We start from the raw sequence: 17,548 nt of genomic DNA, 5'->3' as shown, positions 1-17,548 counted from the left end.
TGGATTGATCTTGACTCACGCCAGCCGTTGGTCTCCCTCGCCTCGACGAGGGTACGTCGGCGCACTGCTGGTACCAACCCTGCGGATCCGCATCGTGTTGCTCGCAAGCCTCCTGCCGCCGGGCCAACTCGCGGCGGATATCGTCAACCGAGCGGACCCGTTCCCCCTCGCGCGGGGCGCCGTGCCAGATGACCTGTCCGGCTGTCACCGGGTTTCTGCGGGTGGCCACGGTGGATGCACGATCGTCGATGTCATCAGTACTTTGCCAACGTTCTTACGGCTGTTGCCGGGACGTCCGGTGCCGCTGGACATTTGCGAACAGGAGCGCGACGGTGCCAACTCCCAGCACCGGCACCCGAGCAGTTCAAGCGCGGTCCGCAGCACGATCTGTTGCGGGATGCGATCGGCGGAGAACTGGACCAGTTGCGCTCGACGGCCTGAAGGTGTGGGCCCGCCGGCCGCCAGGTCGGCGAACCCGGTGACCGGTGAGGGCCGGCCGATGGTCATGGGAGTCAGCTCAGCGCGGTGCTGTCGGTGAGGCGGTTCGTGATCGTGGGGTGGGCGGCTTCCTGTGTCGCAAGGAGAGCGACGATCGTGACCGGCTGATCGCAGCGCGGGCAGTTCCGTACAGCCGTCGGTGTGCCGGCGGATCGGCGGCGTCAGGAGGCCGTCCATCGCGGTCCGCCGACACCCCCGGCAACACCCCGGGCGGGAGACGGCCCCGAATCCGGGCTCGGATCTGCCGGTGTCGGCCGGTGGGTGGACGATGGACACACTGAAAGGTATGCACGGGAGCCAGGGCGGCGAGGCGGTTCGCGCGGGCGGTGTGATGGACCTCTGAGGGGAAGGAGGGTCCGGCCGTGACTGAGGCCGACGGCCTGCTGGCCGACACTGACCCGGGGGCGGCTGATCCTTCGGCCGCTCCGGGCGGGCTGCTCGATGTGCTGGGTGTGGCTGCGGTGGTCCTGAACGCCGAGGGCCGGATCGCTCTGTGGAGCCCGCAGGCCGAGGAACTGTTCGGCTACACCGCCGGGGAGGCACTGGGCCGCAGCGCGGTGTACCTACTCATCGAGGAGCGGCATCGGGAGCGGGTGAATTCCCTGTTCGCGCAGGTGATGGCGGGCTGCGGGGCCTGGGCCGGGGTATTCCCGGTGCGCCACAAGGACGGCAGCACCCGGCTGACCGAATTCCGCAACATGCGTCTCGAGGACGAGTACGGCCGCCTCTACGCACTGGGCATCGCTTCCGACCACGCCACGCTGCAACGGGTGGAGCGGGATCTGGCCCTGTCCATGCGATTGGTGTCGCAATCCCCGATGGGCCTTGCGGTCATGGACACCGACCTGCGGTACGTGCTGGTCAACCCGGCGCTGGAGCGCATCAACGGCCTGCCGGCCGAACAGCACCTGGGCCGACGGGTCGGCGAGGTGCTGTCGTTCCTGGACGCCGACGCCACCGAATCGGCGATGCGGCGCGTGCTTGCGGACGGCGTCCCTCGGCTGAACCAGTTCACCACCGGCCGCACCGCGGCCGACCCTGACACGGAGCACGCTTGGCGTGTGTCGTCCTACCGCCTCGAGGACGCGTCCGGGCAGGTGATCGGACTGGCCACCTCGGTCGTGGACGTCACCGACCAGCTGCGGGCAGCTGCCGCCGCCGTCCGGACTCGGCGGCGCCTGGCCCTGATCGCCGACGCGTCCGCGCGGATCGGCACCTCCTTCGACCTTGAGGTCACCGCCCGGGAGCTGGCCGACATAGTCGTGCCGGAGTTCGCCGACATAGTCGCCGTCGACGTCCTCGACTCCGTGCTGGGGGGCACGCAACCCCACGACGACGGCGACACGGCGTCGTTTCGTGCGCTCGCGGTGAAGACCGCCTACCCCACGCCGGCAGTCCGGGCCGCCGACCCGGTCGGCGAGCTGGCGAGTTACGACGCCACCCGGCTGGTCACCCAGTGCGCGAGATCCGCCCGCCCCGTCCTGGTGTCCCGTGTGCGGGAGAGCGACCTTGCCCGTATCGCCCGCGACGCGGACGCCGCCACCCTGCTGAAGGAGGCGGGCCTGCACTCCTACCTCGCGGTGCCGCTGATCGCCCGCGGTGAGGTCCTCGGCGTGCTGGACCTCAAACGCGCCCGCAATCAGCAGCCCTTCGACCACGACGACCAAGTCCTCGCTGTCGAACTCGCCGCCCGCGCGGCGGTATCCATCGACAACGCCCGCTGGTACCAGCGTCAACGCCGCGCCGTGCTCACCCTGCAGCGCCACCTGCTGCCCTCCGAGCCCGCCCCCAGGCCCGGGCTGGAGATCGCCTACCGATACCAGCCCGCTGCGGCGGCCGACGAGGCCGGCGGGGACTGGTTCGACGTCATCCCGCTGCCCGGTGAGCAGACCGCGCTGGTGGTCGGCGATGTGATGGGCAGCGGCATCAACGCGGCCGCGACCATGGGCCAGCTGCGCATCGCCGCCCGCACCCTGGCCGCACTCGGGCTGGAACCCGATGCTGTCCTCACTCAACTCGACGACATCGCCGTGGGTCTGGACGGCGCCATGGCCACCTGCGTCTTCGCCGTCTACGACCCGCACCTCCTGCGCTGCCGCATGGCCACTGCCGGCCATCTGCCTCCCGTGCTGACCCGGCCGGGTCACGTGCCGGAATTGCTCGAACTGCCCACCGGAGCCCCTCTGGGTGTCGGCGGCGTCCCCTTCGAGACGGTCGAGTTCCACCTGGGTATCAGCGACGAACTGGTCCTTTACACCGACGGGCTGGTCGAGACTCGCGACGAGGACATCGACGCCCGCCTCCAGGCGCTCACCGACCTGCTCAGCAACCCCCGCCGCCCTCTGGAGGAGACCTGCGACTTCCTGCTGGGCGCGCTGCGCCACCAGGACGACCACGACGACGTAGCCCTGCTCATCGCCCGGACCCGGCATCCGCAGTCCGGGCACGAGCCGTGAAGCCACGGCGCGGCGTCCTGACGGTCCCGTCCCGCTGCGGGGCCTCGTGGCCGGGGTGGAGCACAATCCCCGGCAGGCCGGCGATGACCGTCCGTGCGGGCACCGAGGAGCCGTGCGGCAGCAGGTGGCCGACGCGGGTGCCGTGCCCGCCTGCGATGTCGAGGGCCATCAGATCGTCAGGTCATCACGCCAGCCTCTTCGGACGCGGCAACGGCGGTCTGACGCCCCGCTCGGTCTCCCCGCTCGCGGTCGGGTGGCGTTGCCTTGAAACTTCTGCGCAGGGACGCGTTGACAGCGGTTGGCAGCCGACGTATCCCGGAATCTGAGGGTGAAAGGCACGTTCGAGGCCGAGACCGGCCGGTGCGGTTGCCGACCGTGATTCGCCGGGCCCGGACGCCGCGGCCCAGGTGCCGCGGAGCAGCCCTTGCACCTGCCCAGAGGGGGAGCATGGAAAGGAACGGAATCATGGCACGCTCGATCGGTATTGACCTCGGTACGACGAACTCGGTCGTCAGCGTTCTGGAGGGCGGCGAACCGGCTGTGATCCCGAACGCCGAGGGCGCCCGGACAACCCCGTCCGTTGTGGCATTCGCCAAGGGCGGCAACGTGCTGGTCGGCGAGGTCGCCAAGAGGCAGGCGGTGACCAACGTGGAGCGCACTGCCCGGTCGGTGAAGCGGCATATGGGTGAGGCGGCCTGGCGATTCCCGGACTCCGGCAGCGTGGACGGGAAGCGCTACACCGCGCAGGAGATCTCCGCGCGGGTCCTGCAGAAGCTCAAGCGCGATGCGGAGGCCTATCTGGGTGAGGACGTGAGCGACGCCGTGGTCACCGTGCCCGCGTACTTCAACGACTCGCAACGCACCGCCACGAAGGAGGCCGGGGAGATCGCCGGTCTGACGGTACTGCGGATCGTGAACGAACCGACCGCTGCGGCCCTGGCGTACGGCCTGGACAAGGAGAGCGACCAGACGATCCTCGTCTTCGACCTCGGCGGTGGCACGTTCGACGTGTCCCTTCTGGACATCGGCGAGGGCATCGTGGAGGTGAAGTCCACCAACGGCGACACCCACCTGGGCGGCGACGACTGGGACCAGAGGATCGTCGACCACCTGGTGAAACAGTTCAAGAACAGCTACGGGGTCGACCTGGCCAAGGACAAAATGGCCGTTCAGAGGCTACGCGAGGCCTCGGAGAAGGCGAAGATCGAACTGTCTGCGGCAACCGAGACGACCATTAATCTTCCCTACATCAGCGCCTCCGCCGAAGGCCCGCTGCACCTCGACGAGAAGCTCACCCGTGCCCAGTTCCAGCAACTCACGGCGGACCTCCTGGAGCGCTGCAAGAACCCGTTCCACCAGGCCGTGAAGGACGCGGGAATCAAGGTCTCCGGCATCGACCACGTCATTCTGGTCGGCGGCTCCACCCGGATGCCCGCCGTCACGGGCCTGGTGGAAGAACTGACGGGCAAGGATCCGCACAAGGGTGTGAACCCGGACGAGGTCGTCGCGATCGGCGCAGCACTGCAAGCCGGTGTCCTGAAGGGCGAGGTCAAGGACGTCCTGCTGCTGGACGTCACCCCGCTGTCCCTGGGTATCGAGACCAAGGGCGGCATCATGACCAAACTGATCGAGCGCAACACCACGATCCCGACCAAACGCTCGGAGATCTTCACCACGGCCGAGGACAACCAGCCGTCCGTCCAGATCCAGGCCTACCAGGGCGAACGCGAGATCGCGGCCTACAACAAGAAGCTCGGCGTGTTCGACCTGACCGGTCTGCCCCCGGCCCCGCGCGGCCTCCCGCAGATCGAGGTCAGCTTCGACATCGACGCCAACGGCATCATGCACGTCGCCGCCAAGGACCTCGGCACCGGCAGGGAACAGAAGATGACCATCACCGGTGGTTCCGCGCTGCCCAAGGACGACATCGAGCGGATGATGCGCGATGCCGAGGCCCACGCGGAGGAGGACCGCCGCCGCAAGGAGGCCGCCGACACCCGTAACAACGCCGAACACCTCCTCTACACCACCGAGAAGCTCCTGGCCGAAAATGCCGACAAGATCCCCGCGGATGTCAAGACGGACGTCGAGAACGCCCTGGCCGACGTCAAGGAGAAACTCAAAGGCGACGACACCGCCGCCCTTCGCTCCGCCGTGGAACGTGCAGCCACCGCTGCTCAGAAGATCGGCACTGCCCTCTACTCCCAGGCCCGGACGGATCAACCCCCCGGTCCTGCTGCCGGTGCCGGACAGGGCGGCGAGGAGGAAGTCGTGGACGCGGAGATCGTGGACGATGACACCGCGAAGGGAGACACGTGATGAAGCAGCCGGCCCAGCCCCCGCGCCCGGATCTCCCGCCTCCCGTGGTCATCCGTGACCGCAGGAGCATCGATCCCGTCGCTCTCCGGCCTCGCCGGCCCGAAGGTCAGGAGGTCACACCGTCGACGCACCCGGCAGCGACGGCCGGCCCACCGGTTGCGGGCAGCCGCGCCGCGCACAGTCCGTCCGGCCCCGAGAACCGCATCCGGCAGCTGGAGGCGGACCTGGCCGAGCGCACCGCGGACCTGCAGCGGGTCAAGGCGGAGTACGACAACTACCGCAAACGTGTACGGCGGGACCGCCTTGCGATCCGGGAAGCGGCCGTCGCCAATGTCCTGGCCGGGCTGCTGCCCGTCCTGGACGCCATCGACGGGGCCCGGGCCCAGGGCCACGTCACCGGGGGCTTCCACCAAGTCGCCCGGATTCTGGAGTCCCACCTCGCCGCGCTGGGCCTGCACAGTGTCGGCGAGGCAGGCGAACCATTCGACCCCCGCATGCACGAAGCCCTCACCTCCACCACCGTCTCCGGCACCACCAGCGCGACCTGCATCGAGGTGCTGCGTCCCGGCTACCGGGTCGGCGCACACTTGATGCGCGCGGCACAGGTGGCCGTAGCCGAGCGGCCGGCTCTGAGCCCACCCCCGCACCGCTGACCAACGGCGGGCCACAAGCGGCCGTGCCGCAGAACGTGACCGGCCTACCGGCGGACCGACCTGCCGGCGGCGAGCCGACGCCTGCTGCTGTCGACGGAATGGAACGCTCACCGAATGCTGAGCTGTCCCGCCCCGGTCATAGCTCCCACTCCGCGTCGACATAGCCCATCGTCCGGTTCATAGCGATGGCATTCGCGTTCGCGGGGTGATGGAAAGTGCGGACCTTGGTTACGCCACACAGCTCCGCGAAGCTCAGACCGAACGCCTTCATCGCGACGGAAATGCCACGGCCGCGATAGCCGGCTCTCACACCGGTCATCAGCTGCTCGGTGGCAGCCGACCGCTCGAGCGGTCGGCGCGGGGGCGGGCAAGCGGGGCTGTCACCTCACGGATGGCCCCCCGGCCGGAGGGCCGGTGGAGGCAGGACATAGCGTGTGCGATGGAGATTACTAAGCCAAGCCTTACTTCCACTGCTCTCTGCCCGCGTTCAACCGCCCCATGGAACGAAGGAACAACAGCCCCATGACACGCCCTGTCCGCGTCGCCATTGTCGGAGCCGGCCCCGCCGGTGTCTACGCAGCCGACGCGCTGCTGAAATCCGAGTGCGCACTGGACCCGGGTGTATCGATCGACCTGTTCGAGCGCATGCCCGCACCCTTCGGCCTGATCCGTTACGGGGTGGCCCCTGACCACCCCCGGATCAAGGGCATCGTCACCGCGCTGCACCAGGTACTGGACAAGCCGCAGCTGCGGCTGTTCGGCAACGTCGACTACCCCCATGACATCGGCCTCGACGAACTGCGCTCCTTCTACGACGCGGTGATCTTCTCCACCGGCGCCGAAGCGGACCGCCCCCTCGACATACCGGGGATCGACCTCGACGGCTCCTACGGTGCGGCCGACTTCGTCTCCTGGTACGACGGGCACCCCGAGGTGCCGCGAACCTGGCCGCTGACGGCCGAGAAGGTCGCCGTTCTCGGCGTGGGCAATGTAGCCCTGGATGTGGCGCGCATGCTTGCCAAGACCGCGGACGAGCTGCTGTCCACAGAGATCCCGGCGAACGTGTACGAAGGCCTCAAGGCAAACCAGACGCTGGAGGTGCACGTTTTCGGGCGGCGCGGTCCGGCGCAGGCCAAGTTCTCCCCGATGGAGCTGCGGGAATTGGACCACTCCCCCAACATCGAGGTCATCGTCAACCCCGAGGACATCGAGTACGACGCGGGCTCGATCGAGACCCGGCGGGGGAACAAGCAGGCGAACATGGTCGCCTCCACCCTGGAGAACTGGGCCATCCGGGACGTGGGCGACCGGCCCCACAGGCTGTTCCTGCACTTCTTCGAGTCCCCGGTCGAGGTTCTCGGGGACGATGGCAGCGTCGTCGGCCTGCGTACGGAGCGGACGGAATTGGATGGCACCGGCAACGTCCGCGGCACGGGGCGATTCACCGACTGGGATGTCCAGAGCGTCTACCGGGCGGTCGGGTACTACTCGGATGAACTGCCGAAGCTTCCGTTCGACCCCGCCTCCGGCACGGTCCCTCACGTCGCCGGACGGGTTGTCGAGGGTGCGGAGCCGATGCCCTCGGTGTACGTCACCGGGTGGATCAAGCGGGGACCGATCGGCCTGATCGGCCACACCAAGGGCGACGCCAACGAAACGGTCGCCTGTCTGCTGGAGGACCGGGCCGCGGGCCTGCTGCCGGCTCCGACGCAGCCTGATCCGGACGCGGTCGTCGCCTTCCTCCAGGCGCGTGGTGTCCGCTACACCACGCGTGACGGCTGGCACCGCCTGGACGCACACGAGCAGGCTCTCGGTGCGGAACAGGGCCGTGAGCGCATCAAGGTCGTGGAGCGCGGCGCCATGCTGGACGCGTCCGGCGCCTGACCGTACGGCTGCGTCACCGGTGGTCGCCTCGGCGAGGACCACCGGCGACGCAGCATGTTGCGCAGAGTGCTGTGCGGGCGGGCCGGCCCGGGGGCGTTGCAGAGCAGTGTGTTCACCCCGTCCCACTCTGAGGCGGTACCCGAGCCGCACCTCTTCCTGCACTGCGTGCGCCTCTGACGCACGGGGATGATCGACGGATGCTGGTCCGCGTGGAGGCGGTGGTTCGGGGCCCGGCGGGGCCGATGAGGGTGCGCGTCCACTCGGCCGTGGGAACGGCGGTGGCGCTCTGGCGCGGCGCTCCAAAGGACGTGGGCGGACGGCACCATGTCGAGTGGAGCGTCGACGAGGACCTTGAGTGGGCCCGCAACACTCAGCAGGCGGCGTCCGTCGGCCCCGGCACTGTGGCAGGGGGGAAGCCGGGTCGCCCTGCGCGGCTTGCTCGAGCTCACCGAGGACGGCCGGGTGACTTCCCGGGAGGCCGGACAGTCCTCCGCACAGCCGATCCGAACCCCCCGATCCAACGGGACAGTCGTCGTTCGGCGCCGCCTCAGGCCCCCGTCACCCCGTCCAGCCGCTCCCGCACCAGATCGGCGTGGCCGATGTGGCGCGCATACTCCCCGATCATGTGGATGTGCACGAGGCGCAGCGAGAAGACCTCGCCGCCGTGGACAAAAGTGTCGTCGAGCGATGCGTCGGCAATGGCGGCGTCCGCCAGCCGGCACTCCTCGACCAGGCGCGCGTAGTCGTCGGGGGCGCACGCCGGGTCCAGGTCCTCGAAGTCCGCGTCCTTGCCCCTGGCGGGGTCGTACATCGGGTCCAGCGACTGGCCGGCGAAACGCTCCCGGAACCAGGTGCGTTCGACCTTCGCCATATGGCGGAGCAGCCCGAGAAGGGTGAGGTTGGACGGCGGTACGGTCTGTTCGGCAAGCTGCTCACCGGTCAGGCCGGCGCACTTCCGCAGCAGGGTGCTGCGGAACCATGCAAGATATCCCGTGAGCATCTCCCGCTCACCGGCGACGAGGGATCCGGGCTTGCGCATTGCGTCTGGCGCTGTCCATGTCATCGCCAGATCATGCCCGTCGGCCCCCGGATACCGCCAGGGCTTTCACCACCCGTCAGTGCTGTCCGAGGACCAGTCGGTCGTGGCGGAGATGGTGATGTTCGCGGCCACACCCACCACCAGGAAGAGAATCAGCAGGGCCTTCCCCGCTCCGCTCATGATCAGCGGCCGGGTGGCGGAACGGGGCTGCTGCTCGGGTACGGAAAGGGCTTCTTCGCCGAAGAACCCCTTGGGGTAGGCCGGGGTGAGCATCATGAAGTAGGCGAAGAAGCGCATTTCGTAACGGAGTGTCGCGGCCGAGGCCTCGAAGAGGGGCTGGGGCATGCGTCCCAGGATCAGTGTGATCAGCCACCAGATGAAGGACAGCGCCCACCAGCCGGAGGTGGCGAGTCCCCGCACCACCGCCGCCGGAATCATCAGGATCAGGCGGAAGAAGACGGCCAGCCGGTTGAGTTCCGTCGGCCGGAGCTCGATCTGGACCGGATAGTCCGGCGGCGGAGTCAGGGCGAACGGCGGGTAGTGGTCTATCAGCAGCATTGCGCTCGCGCCGACCCGCGTGTAGTAGCCGAGATATCCGGCGAGAAAGCGGAAGACCGGTTCGGGCAGCCGCCCCAGGACCAGGGCGGCGAACCAGCCCGCGATGGTGGTGAAGAGGGCAGCGATGTAGAGGAAGAACAACACGATGAAGTGCGGGATCAGCAGGAGCAGTCGCACCAGCACCGTGAGCCGGCGCTGCCTCGCCGGCTCGACGAGGTCCAGCACAGGGAGCCACTCCCCCACGTCCGGTCCCCTGGGGCCCGTCCACTGGGCGTCAGCCATGTCGCTCCTCCTCGGCGGGTGATGCATACCTCATCGGCACCTACGACGTCACCCCACGCTCGGCCCGCCGATACGGGCCCGCAATCGACCACGGGCCGATCGGGTGTCCTGACGGGCCGCGCCGGACCGGGCGGGACCGGCCATCGGCCCTGGTTCGACGCCCGCCGACCTGGCCGCGGGTGCGAGCAGAGGCGAGCCCCTCGTTGGTGTTGGCCACGATCAGTTCGCGCTGGAGCTCGGCGCGCACCGACAGCATCCCGAACATCGCCCGGCCTTCCATTGTGGCGGTGTCCATTCCCCGCTCGATGACGTGCGGGCCGATGCCTCGTTCGCGCAGGTCGGCGCAGAGGGTCACCAGGTGGAGCACAGAGCGGGAGAGCCGGTCGAGGCGCCGCCGGATGCCTCCCCGAGTACGGCGAAGCCGGGGGCTGCGGCGAACATGCCGCGCAGCCCGTCCCGTACGACGGGGTGGTCGTCGACGATCAGCAGGGTGATGTCAGTCATAGCGCACCAGCGGTACGCGGGCGGAGATCGCGGTTCCCTCGCCAGGTGAGGATTCCACGGCGACGGTCCCGGCCAGCCGTTCGGCGCGGGCGCGCATGCCGGCAAGTCCGAAGCCGGCGGCGTGGGTGCGGGCGGGGAACGTGGCCGGGTCGAAGCCGTGGCCGTCGTCGCGGATGTCCAGGGCGACCTCGTCGCCCATGAAGGAGAGGGTGACGCCGGCGCGGGTGGCGCCGGAGTGGCGTTCGGCGTTGGCCAGAGCCTCCTGAGCGATGCGCAGAAGGGTGGCGGCGACCTCGTCGTGGAGGGGCTCCTGGGTGCCGGTGGCGGTGAACCGGGCGGCGATGCCTGTGCGTTTGGACCAGACGGCCAGAGTCTTCTTCAACGCGTCGGGGAGCGGGTCGTGCTCCAGGGCGACCGGGCTGAGGTTGTGCACGGAGTGGCGGGCCTCGCGGAGGCTGCGCCGGGCGAGGTCGGCGGCATGCTGCAGGTGGACGCGGGCCTGTGCGGAGTCGGCGGTGCCGAAAGCGGCCTGGAGCTGGGTGATGATCCCGGTCAGGCCCTGGGCGATGGTGTCGTGGATCTCGGCGGCGAGCCGACGTCGCTCGTCGGCGACGCCCGCCTCGCGGGCCTGGAGGAGGAGTTGGGTCTGAAGGGCGGAGTTCTCGGCGAGCGCCTGCTCCAGGCGGGCGTTTGCGCGGGCGAGTTCGGCGATGGTGGCGGCCCGTTCGGCGGCCTTCTCGGCCTCCCTGGCGCCGAGCTGGGAGAAGACGAGGGCGATGCCGGCGTTGAGGGCGAACAGGCCGCCGAAAGCGATCCACTGGAGGGTGGATGAAGGCGGCAGCCCGCCGGACTGGGAGCCGGCCATGGGGACGGCGACGGCGAGCAGTCCGGCCCGGGTGACGGCGGGCCGGGGCGGCAGAAGGTGGCCGGCGTCGAAGTAGCCGACGCAGGCGTAGATGGCAAAGAAAGGGTTGAGCCAGGTCAGCGCGTAGCCAAGCGTGGTGCGGAGGAGGAAGTAGATGGTGGAGGCGGCGCTGGGGGCGCCGGGGACGAGGACGACGGGGGCGGCCTGGACCGTGGTGGCTGCGTCGGTCTGCGGGTGAGCGGCAGCGGGGCGGACAGCAGCCGGGAGGGCGCGCTGGTGGGCGGTCCACCACAGCTGGAGGGCGAGACCGGCCGCGATCAGGGCGCCGGCGGCGACCTTCGACGGGCCGGTCATGAACTCGTCGGCCGAGACCCCGGCGAGGAGTGTGGCGAGGGCTAGGAGGAGGTACGGGCCCCAGCGAAAGAACTGCTGCCAGCGTTCCTCGACCGTCGTCGTCATCTCGTACGCACTCTCCGTCACTCCCAGCGGAACCAGTGGACCGCCGTCCCCGTCAGCACAACCGTCCACAGCGCCATCACTCCGAGCGCGAACCAGCCGGGCCAGACGCCGCCCGCGGCTTCGTCGAGCGCCCGGGAGGCGGCACCGTACGGGGTGAACTGGATGATCTGCCGCAGCGTATCGGGCATGGCCTGGACCGGGATATAGACACCTGCGGTGAAGATGGTCGGGAAGAAGGCGGCCGTGCCGACCGCGGTGGCGATCTTCTGCGTACGGGATATCGCGCAGACCGCCGCGCCGAGGGCGAGACCGCAGGCCGCGGCGAGCAGCAGGGCCAGTGCGTAACCAGGAACGTTCCCGGGCAGGGCGACGTGGAACGCGAGTCGGCCGACCGTGATCACGAGGACGGCGGAGACGAGTGCTGCCGCGGCGTGCAGGGCGAACTGGGCGGTAAGGAGGGTGGCCGGGCGGACCGGGGTGGTAGACATCCGGCGCAGGATGCCGCGCTCCCGGTAGCCGACGAGGACCGGCGGCATGGCCTGGAGCCCGGCCATGATCAGGGCGAAAAGGACTGATACGGGAACGTAGACGTCGATCACGCGGCGGGCGCCGTCGAGGTCGGCGGAGGGCTCGCGGAAGGATGGGATGAGGCCGAGGATCACCAGAAGTACGGTCGGCGCGGCCATCACCCAGAACAGGGCGCCGGGTTCGCGGGTGAAGAGCCGGACCTCGGTGCGCAGGACGGCGCGGGTGGCGGTGGGGGCGGTCATGACTGGTCGGTTCCCGTCAGGTCGAGGTAGGCGTCGTCGAGGGTCGCGTCAGTGACGAGCAGTGACTTCCTCGTGCCGGGCCACAGGGTCGAGCCCCGCGACCCGTACGAGTCCGGCGTCAGGAGTGCAGGCCCTCGACGCACTCGACGGTTGTGGTCTTGCCGGCGCCGTTGGGCCCGAGGATTCCGAAGATCTCCCCCTCGTCGACGGTGAAGGAAACACCGTCGACGGCCCTCCTGCCACCGTAGGCCTTGCGCAGGTCCTGAACTTCGATCATGGACATGCCTCAAGGATCGCCGGGGCGGGCGGCGTGGGGTATCAGCCATCGCGCTAGGCCTGCGATCAGCCGATCGGTTGATGGCGGTACGACGACGGGCTGGCCGGAAACCGCATGAAGCGTGTCCGGGGCCAGGTAGTGATGGGATGTGATCAGCCCGGCCGCGTCGGCCCGGACCTGCAGCGAACGCCTACGCCACGAGATCCTCGCCGAGCGGTCTACCCGACCCACGCCGGCGCCGAGTGTCAGCCGACGAATCCACGCCGCCCGGCGGCCGGCGTGCGGGCGTGGGGCACGGTGATCGGCAGACCGGGGTCGAGCCGTCGAACACCCGCCCCTTGTCGTCGACACCTCGGACGTTCGCCCGGTCAGCTCAACGAGGTGCCAGGCGCCGGGAACGGCAGACGTGAACCACTGGAAAACTACTGGCGGGTTACTTGTTCCCCGGTGTCCGAGCCAGGACGCCGGGGCCTGGTCGCGGTGGCGCCGGGGCGGGCGGGCAGAGAGAAGCCCCGGCCGGATCGGGGGAATCCAGCCGGGGCAGCCAGGGGGTGGGCGCTGTGCGCGTCATCCACATATAGGCGAAGATAAACCATTGGATTCTGTTCCCTCGAATCCGTACCGCCCACTGTGACGCGACACACGAGCCTCAGCGTCCGCCGGGCGCCGTGGTCCCGTAGCGGCGCCGGAACTGCTCGATCCGGCCCGCCGTATCCAGCACCCGATGGGTGCCGGTCCAGAAGGGGTGGCTCGCCGAAGAGGTCTCCACATCGATGACCGGGTAGCTGGTGCCGTCCCCCCACTCCACGCGCCGGTCGGAGTCGGCGGTCGAGCGGGTCAGGAAGGCGACCCCCGAGGCGCGGTCGCGGAAGACGACCGGACGGGAGACGGGGTGGATGCGGGGCTTCATGTGCATTCCTTCCTTGCTGCTGTGGGGAGGGCCTGCTCCTGCCGATCGGGCCCGACGGGTCAGCGTTCCTCGCGGAAGAGGACGTGCTTCCCCGCGGCGGGGTCGTACTTGCGCAGCACCAGCCGGTCGGGGTTGTTGCGGCGGCTCTTGCGGGTCACATAGGCCCGTCCGGTACCGGCCGTCGACCTCAGAGTGACGACGGGGCGGGCTTCACTGCGTGCCATGGGCACCTCCGGTCGCTTCCACCGACCCCATTCCAGGCTTTTTGCAATGGGTGTCGTTTTCGTTCTGGTGGGGTAACGCGGGTGGGTCCGGTGGCATTCCCGCCCCGGACACCGGCGCGCAGCAACGCTTCAAGAACACCCTGCCGACCGCGGCCGCCACGGCGTTGATCGCCGCGGGTGACACAGCGCCCGTCTGTATCGCGCGTGTGGTCGTCTAGCAGAACAAGACGGCCCGGACGACCGACAACTGCGGCAAGAAGATGCACATCCAGCTGGTCATCAACAATGGTCCGCAGGTGCAGTGCTGGACCACGTTCCCGGGCGAGCCCCTGGAATGGAAGTGGAAGGTCGGCTCGTACGGGCGCATCGCCGCCTGTCAGCCGAGGCCGCCCCCGGCCGCCGGAGCCCTGCGCGTCCGCGCGGGCTCCTCGCATATGCCCCGACCGGGTGCGGCGCGACCCGCGGGAGCGGCACACTCCGGCGCGCGCGGCGCCGCACACACCGGATGACTTGCGTCAACACCCTTCACCAGTAAGGCTGTTCGAAGAATCAGCGACCCAGGCAGCCTATGGCATATGTCAGATGCAACAACGCATCGAGTGTTGCCAAATCACTTACGGGCTTCCTCAGCCTGTGCCACAGTCGTCATCGGTCACCTTTCAGACCTGGTTGTGCCGTGCCTGTATCGGAGTACGAGATGCCGCCCCATCTGTCCGCGGACCGCCCCGCCCCACAGCCGCCCGAACGCGATGCCGTCGATGTGCTGATCGACCGGACCCTTCGGCTGCGCGGAGACGTGGACGCGGTACGGCGCGATGCCGTCCTGATCGACGAGGACGATCCGCAGCTGCGCTGGCAGCGTGCGCTCTGCGAACTGGCGGTCCATCATCTCGATGATCTCGGCACGCATCTGGGACAGCTGAAGGAAGGTCTGCCGCCGGGGGATGCGGAGCAGCTCGCCGAGGAGCCGGAGCCCGCCCAGGAGTTCGACGAGCCGCAGCCCGGTTCACTGCTCAGCCGTGTGGGCAGCGCCGAGTGGAATCTGCTGACCGACGAGGTCAGCTGGTCGGAGGAGCTCTTCCAGATCTTCGGCCGGTCCCCACACGCGGGACCGCTGTCGCTGGACGAGCTTCCATCCGTGCTGTTTCCCGAGGATCAGCCGTTGCTCACCTCTCTGGTGACGGCCTGTCTGGTCGACGGAAAGCCGATAGACGGCGAGTTCCGCATTCTGCGGGCCGACGGCCGGATGCGCACCCTGCACATGATGGGCGAGCCCATCCTCGACGCGGACGGCTGCACCGCTTCCATGTGGGCGGTCCTGCGCGATGTGAGCGAACTACGCCGCAGCCAGCGCGTGGTGAGCCGGACCCGTGAATCGATCCGGCGTCAGCAGCGCATGGCGCAGACCGAACGACGGATGGCGGTCGAGCTGCAGGAGACGGTGCTGCCCCCGTGGCGCGGCTCGCTGCGCCTCCCGCAACAGGGACCCGGCGCACTGGATGTCGCGGCGCACTATCTGCCGTCGGATTCCAGCGCCCTGATCGGCGGCGACTGGTACGACGCGCTGGAGCTGCCCGACGGCGGGACGCTCCTCACGGTCGGCGATCTGACCGGTCATGGCATCCCCGCCACCACGGCCATGGCGATGCTGCTGGGCGCACTGCGCGGCATGGCCGTCGCCGGCATCGAGCCGGGCGCTCTGATGGGCCATCTCAACCAGTTACTCCAATCGTCGGCCCAGCCCGCTCTCGGCAGCGCGGTGTGCGGCCGTTTCGACCCGGCGACCGGCACCCTCGCCTGGTCGCAGGCCGGCCACCCCGCGCCGCTGCTCTTCCGCAACGGAGCGGGACGCCCGCTGCCCCCGCCGGACGGGGTCCTCCTCGGTGCCGCGTCCGGGGCCGCGTACGAGCAGGACGAAGTACACCTGCTGCCCGGTGATGTGCTGGTTCTGCACACCGACGGACTGACCCGCCGCAGTGACCGGGGTGCGGGCCCGGAGACACTGCTCGGTCTCGCACCACGCTTCGCCGAGGCCCGTACCGCACAGGAGTGCGTACGCACCGTCGTCGAGGAGTTCGGTGGGACCGAGCGCCTGGACGACGCGTGCGTGCTGGTCGCCCGCATCGGGGCGTGAACGCCCGTAGGCCGCAGGAGCACGAGCGCAGAGCGAATCACGGCACGGCACAGGAACGCAGACGGACGAGACGACTACGCGTGCGGTACTCGGGCGGCGGGTTGTCGGCGCTCCTCTTCTTCGCGGCGCCGGCGGATCAGATCTCCGAACGCCTGGGCCGCTTGATGACCGAGCTCTGCGGCATGACGAGCTCGATCTCCTCGCGGAGGTCCTGGATCTTCGCGTATCCCGCGAACTGACCGGTGAGCCGGTACATTTCGCGCAGCCGGTCCCAGGTTCGGTGCGAGGAGGTCTCCCCCATCGTCACCAGGGCGAGCCGTGCGTAACGGTCGGCCTGCTCCGGGTCGTCGGCGATGAAGCACGCCGAGGCGAGCGAGATGTAGTCGAAGATCTTGGAGCGCTGGCGCCCGTTGACACGCAGCTCCAGTGCCTGCTTGGCATGGCGCTGGGCAATGATCGCCGCCGCCGGTTCGTGCTCGGCAAGCGTACGGAACGCCAGCGCCTGCATGCCGTGCAGGTCCGCCTCGTCGAACATCTGCATCCAACTGGGCGGCGGCACATCTCCCTTGTCCGATACGAAGAGCTCCTCGGCCTGGCCGAGCGTACGGCGCATGGCCTGGCCCCGGCCGATGGATGCCTGTGCCCACGCCTCGATGGTGTGCAGCATCGCCTGGGTGCGTGGCAGCACCATGTCCCCTGAGCCGGACTTAGCCAGCTTCATGAGGTCGAGGGCGTCGTCGGGACGGCCCAGGTGGATCATCTGACGGGCCGCCCGGGAGAGCGCCTCGCCCGCGCGCGGACGGTCGCCCCCCTCGCGCGCCGCATGGGCGGCGATGACGAAGTACTTCTGGGCGGTGGGTTCCAGACCGATGTCGTGGGACATCCACCCCGCGAGAACGGCGAGGTTGGCGGCGACGCCCCAGAGGCGGCGCTGCAGATGGTCGGGGTGGCGGTAGGCGAGCATGCCCCCCACCTCGTTGAGCTGGCCCACGACGGCCTTGCGCTGCAGTCCGCCGCCCCGGGAGGCGTCCCAGGCGCGGAACACCTCGACGGACCGCTCCAGTGCCTCGATCTCCTCCGACCCGATGGGGGCGGCCTCGTACCGGTCGAAACCGGCCTGGTCCGCGTAGAGGGGATCGTCGATCCGTGGAGCGTCGGCCGCCAGAACGGGGTCGGTGTGCAGCCAGTCGTGCATGGGGCCGGTGATGGTCGATCCTGCGGCGAGCGCGGCGCCCGCGCTCACCAAGCCGCGTCGGTTGAGCATGAGGTCCATTCCCGTGAATTCGGTGAGGACCGCTGCCGTCCGTTCGGGCGCCCACGGCAGTCCGTCGGGATTGTCCTGCGTCCCGACCTCTCGCCGCTTCCCCACACGCCCGCGCCGGCCGAACCCGAGGTCCTCGATGGTCACGACACGACCGAGCCGCTCGGTGAACAGGGCAGCCAGCACTTTGGGCACGGGATCGCGTGGGGACTCCCCCATGTCGATCCAACGCCTCACCCGCGAGGTGTCGGTGGCCAGCTGCGGGTGGCCCATGGCCACCGCCTGCCGGTTCACCATTCTCGCGAGTTCGCCCTTGGACCAGCCGGCAAGGCCGAACAGATCGGACAGGCGGGTGTTGGGTTCTCCGGTCACGTCAAGCCCCCAGGTTCTCGGCTGTGTTGACAGTAGCCCCCTGTCAGATGCGTTGCGACTATTCGCCAGGGTTCGCCAGGGTC

Annotated in this window: 17 protein-coding genes and 2 pseudogenes; 7 read left to right on the top strand and 12 right to left on the bottom strand. The window is 69.3% G+C overall.

Going from position 1 to position 17,548, the window contains the following annotated elements:
• Positions 1-204: 204 nt before the first annotated feature.
• A complete protein-coding gene (locus OH809_RS41045; protein WP_406516338.1) occupies positions 205-507 on the bottom strand; it encodes a hypothetical protein in 303 nt (100 codons plus the stop codon).
• 353 nt (positions 508-860) lie between these two features.
• On the opposite strand from OH809_RS41045, the gene OH809_RS41040 reads away from it, so the two are divergent.
• The 3 genes from OH809_RS41040 (at position 861) to grpE (ending at position 5,926) form a co-directional block, all read left to right on the top strand.
• Positions 861-2,954 (top strand): SpoIIE family protein phosphatase, encoded by a 2,094-nt coding sequence (locus OH809_RS41040; protein ID WP_406415880.1) that lies wholly within the window; start codon positions 861-863, stop codon positions 2,952-2,954.
• 465 nt (positions 2,955-3,419) lie between these two features.
• The gene (dnaK, locus tag OH809_RS41035) at positions 3,420-5,273 is read left to right on the top strand and encodes a molecular chaperone DnaK (RefSeq protein WP_406516183.1); all 1,854 of its coding nucleotides are present in this window, start codon (positions 3,420-3,422) and stop codon (positions 5,271-5,273) included.
• Entirely contained in the window at positions 5,273-5,926 is a 654-nt protein-coding gene (gene grpE, locus OH809_RS41030) for a nucleotide exchange factor GrpE (RefSeq protein ID WP_406415884.1), read from the top strand. The genes dnaK and grpE overlap by 1 nt, the downstream gene beginning before the upstream one ends.
• 136 nt (positions 5,927-6,062) lie before the next feature.
• Here grpE and OH809_RS41025 read toward each other — a convergent pair whose 3' ends face one another.
• Entirely contained in the window at positions 6,063-6,245 is a 183-nt protein-coding gene (locus OH809_RS41025) for a hypothetical protein (RefSeq protein WP_406415886.1), read from the bottom strand.
• Between the two features lie 203 nt (positions 6,246-6,448).
• On the opposite strand from OH809_RS41025, the gene OH809_RS41020 reads away from it, so the two are divergent.
• Positions 6,449-7,810: an FAD-dependent oxidoreductase gene (locus tag OH809_RS41020; RefSeq protein ID WP_406415888.1), complete on the top strand. Its 1,362-nt coding sequence runs from the start codon at positions 6,449-6,451 to the stop codon at positions 7,808-7,810.
• A gap of 547 nt (positions 7,811-8,357) precedes the next feature.
• Here OH809_RS41020 and OH809_RS41015 read toward each other — a convergent pair.
• The 9 genes and pseudogenes from OH809_RS41015 to rpmG form a co-directional block, all read right to left on the bottom strand.
• Positions 8,358-8,873, bottom strand: a complete 516-nt coding sequence (locus tag OH809_RS41015) for a DinB family protein (protein ID WP_406415890.1) — start codon at positions 8,871-8,873, stop codon at positions 8,358-8,360.
• A 42-nt stretch (positions 8,874-8,915) separates the two neighbouring features.
• The gene (locus tag OH809_RS41010; protein ID WP_406516182.1) at positions 8,916-9,689 is read right to left on the bottom strand and encodes a DUF4389 domain-containing protein; all 774 of its coding nucleotides are present in this window, start codon (positions 9,687-9,689) and stop codon (positions 8,916-8,918) included.
• A 40-nt stretch (positions 9,690-9,729) separates the two neighbouring features.
• A complete protein-coding gene (locus OH809_RS41005) occupies positions 9,730-10,044 on the bottom strand; it encodes a recombinase family protein (protein WP_406516181.1) in 315 nt (104 codons plus the stop codon).
• A 35-nt stretch (positions 10,045-10,079) separates the two neighbouring features.
• A pseudogene (locus tag OH809_RS41000) lies at positions 10,080-10,193 on the bottom strand (DNA-binding response regulator); the annotation flags it as partial.
• The gene (locus tag OH809_RS40995) at positions 10,186-11,517 is read right to left on the bottom strand and encodes a sensor histidine kinase (protein WP_406424684.1); all 1,332 of its coding nucleotides are present in this window, start codon (positions 11,515-11,517) and stop codon (positions 10,186-10,188) included. The pseudogene OH809_RS41000 and the gene OH809_RS40995, both read right to left, overlap by 8 nt.
• A gap of 17 nt (positions 11,518-11,534) precedes the next feature.
• Positions 11,535-12,287 (bottom strand): ABC transporter permease, encoded by a 753-nt coding sequence (locus tag OH809_RS40990; RefSeq protein ID WP_406415896.1) that lies wholly within the window; start codon positions 12,285-12,287, stop codon positions 11,535-11,537.
• 60 nt (positions 12,288-12,347) lie between these two features.
• Positions 12,348-12,570, bottom strand: a pseudogene (locus OH809_RS40985) (ATP-binding cassette domain-containing protein); the annotation flags it as partial.
• A gap of 643 nt (positions 12,571-13,213) precedes the next feature.
• Positions 13,214-13,474 (bottom strand): type B 50S ribosomal protein L31, encoded by a 261-nt coding sequence (locus tag OH809_RS40980; protein ID WP_406415897.1) that lies wholly within the window; start codon positions 13,472-13,474, stop codon positions 13,214-13,216.
• Between the two features lie 59 nt (positions 13,475-13,533).
• Positions 13,534-13,698 (bottom strand): 50S ribosomal protein L33, encoded by a 165-nt coding sequence (gene rpmG, locus OH809_RS40975; RefSeq protein WP_406415899.1) that lies wholly within the window; start codon positions 13,696-13,698, stop codon positions 13,534-13,536.
• Between the two features lie 50 nt (positions 13,699-13,748).
• Here rpmG and OH809_RS40970 point away from each other — a divergent pair, with 50 nt between their 5' ends.
• From OH809_RS40970 to OH809_RS40960, 3 genes are all read left to right on the top strand, one after another.
• Positions 13,749-13,916 (top strand): hypothetical protein, encoded by a 168-nt coding sequence (locus tag OH809_RS40970; RefSeq protein ID WP_406415901.1) that lies wholly within the window; start codon positions 13,749-13,751, stop codon positions 13,914-13,916.
• 42 nt (positions 13,917-13,958) lie between these two features.
• Positions 13,959-14,207, top strand: a complete 249-nt coding sequence (locus OH809_RS40965) for a hypothetical protein (RefSeq protein WP_406415902.1) — start codon at positions 13,959-13,961, stop codon at positions 14,205-14,207.
• 188 nt (positions 14,208-14,395) lie between these two features.
• The gene (locus OH809_RS40960; RefSeq protein ID WP_406424686.1) at positions 14,396-15,832 is read left to right on the top strand and encodes a PP2C family protein-serine/threonine phosphatase; all 1,437 of its coding nucleotides are present in this window, start codon (positions 14,396-14,398) and stop codon (positions 15,830-15,832) included.
• A gap of 136 nt (positions 15,833-15,968) precedes the next feature.
• On the opposite strand, the gene OH809_RS40955 is transcribed toward OH809_RS40960, so the two are convergent.
• Positions 15,969-17,465 (bottom strand): hypothetical protein, encoded by a 1,497-nt coding sequence (locus tag OH809_RS40955; RefSeq protein ID WP_406516180.1) that lies wholly within the window; start codon positions 17,463-17,465, stop codon positions 15,969-15,971.
• Between the last annotated feature and the right edge of the window lie 83 nt (positions 17,466-17,548).

The organism is Streptomyces sp. NBC_00873 (assembly GCF_045207415.1).
Taxonomy (GTDB): Bacteria; Actinomycetota; Actinomycetes; order Streptomycetales; family Streptomycetaceae; genus Streptomyces.
The sequence above is the reverse complement of the archived record's forward strand: the minus strand, read 5'-3'. Positions and strand labels throughout refer to the sequence as shown.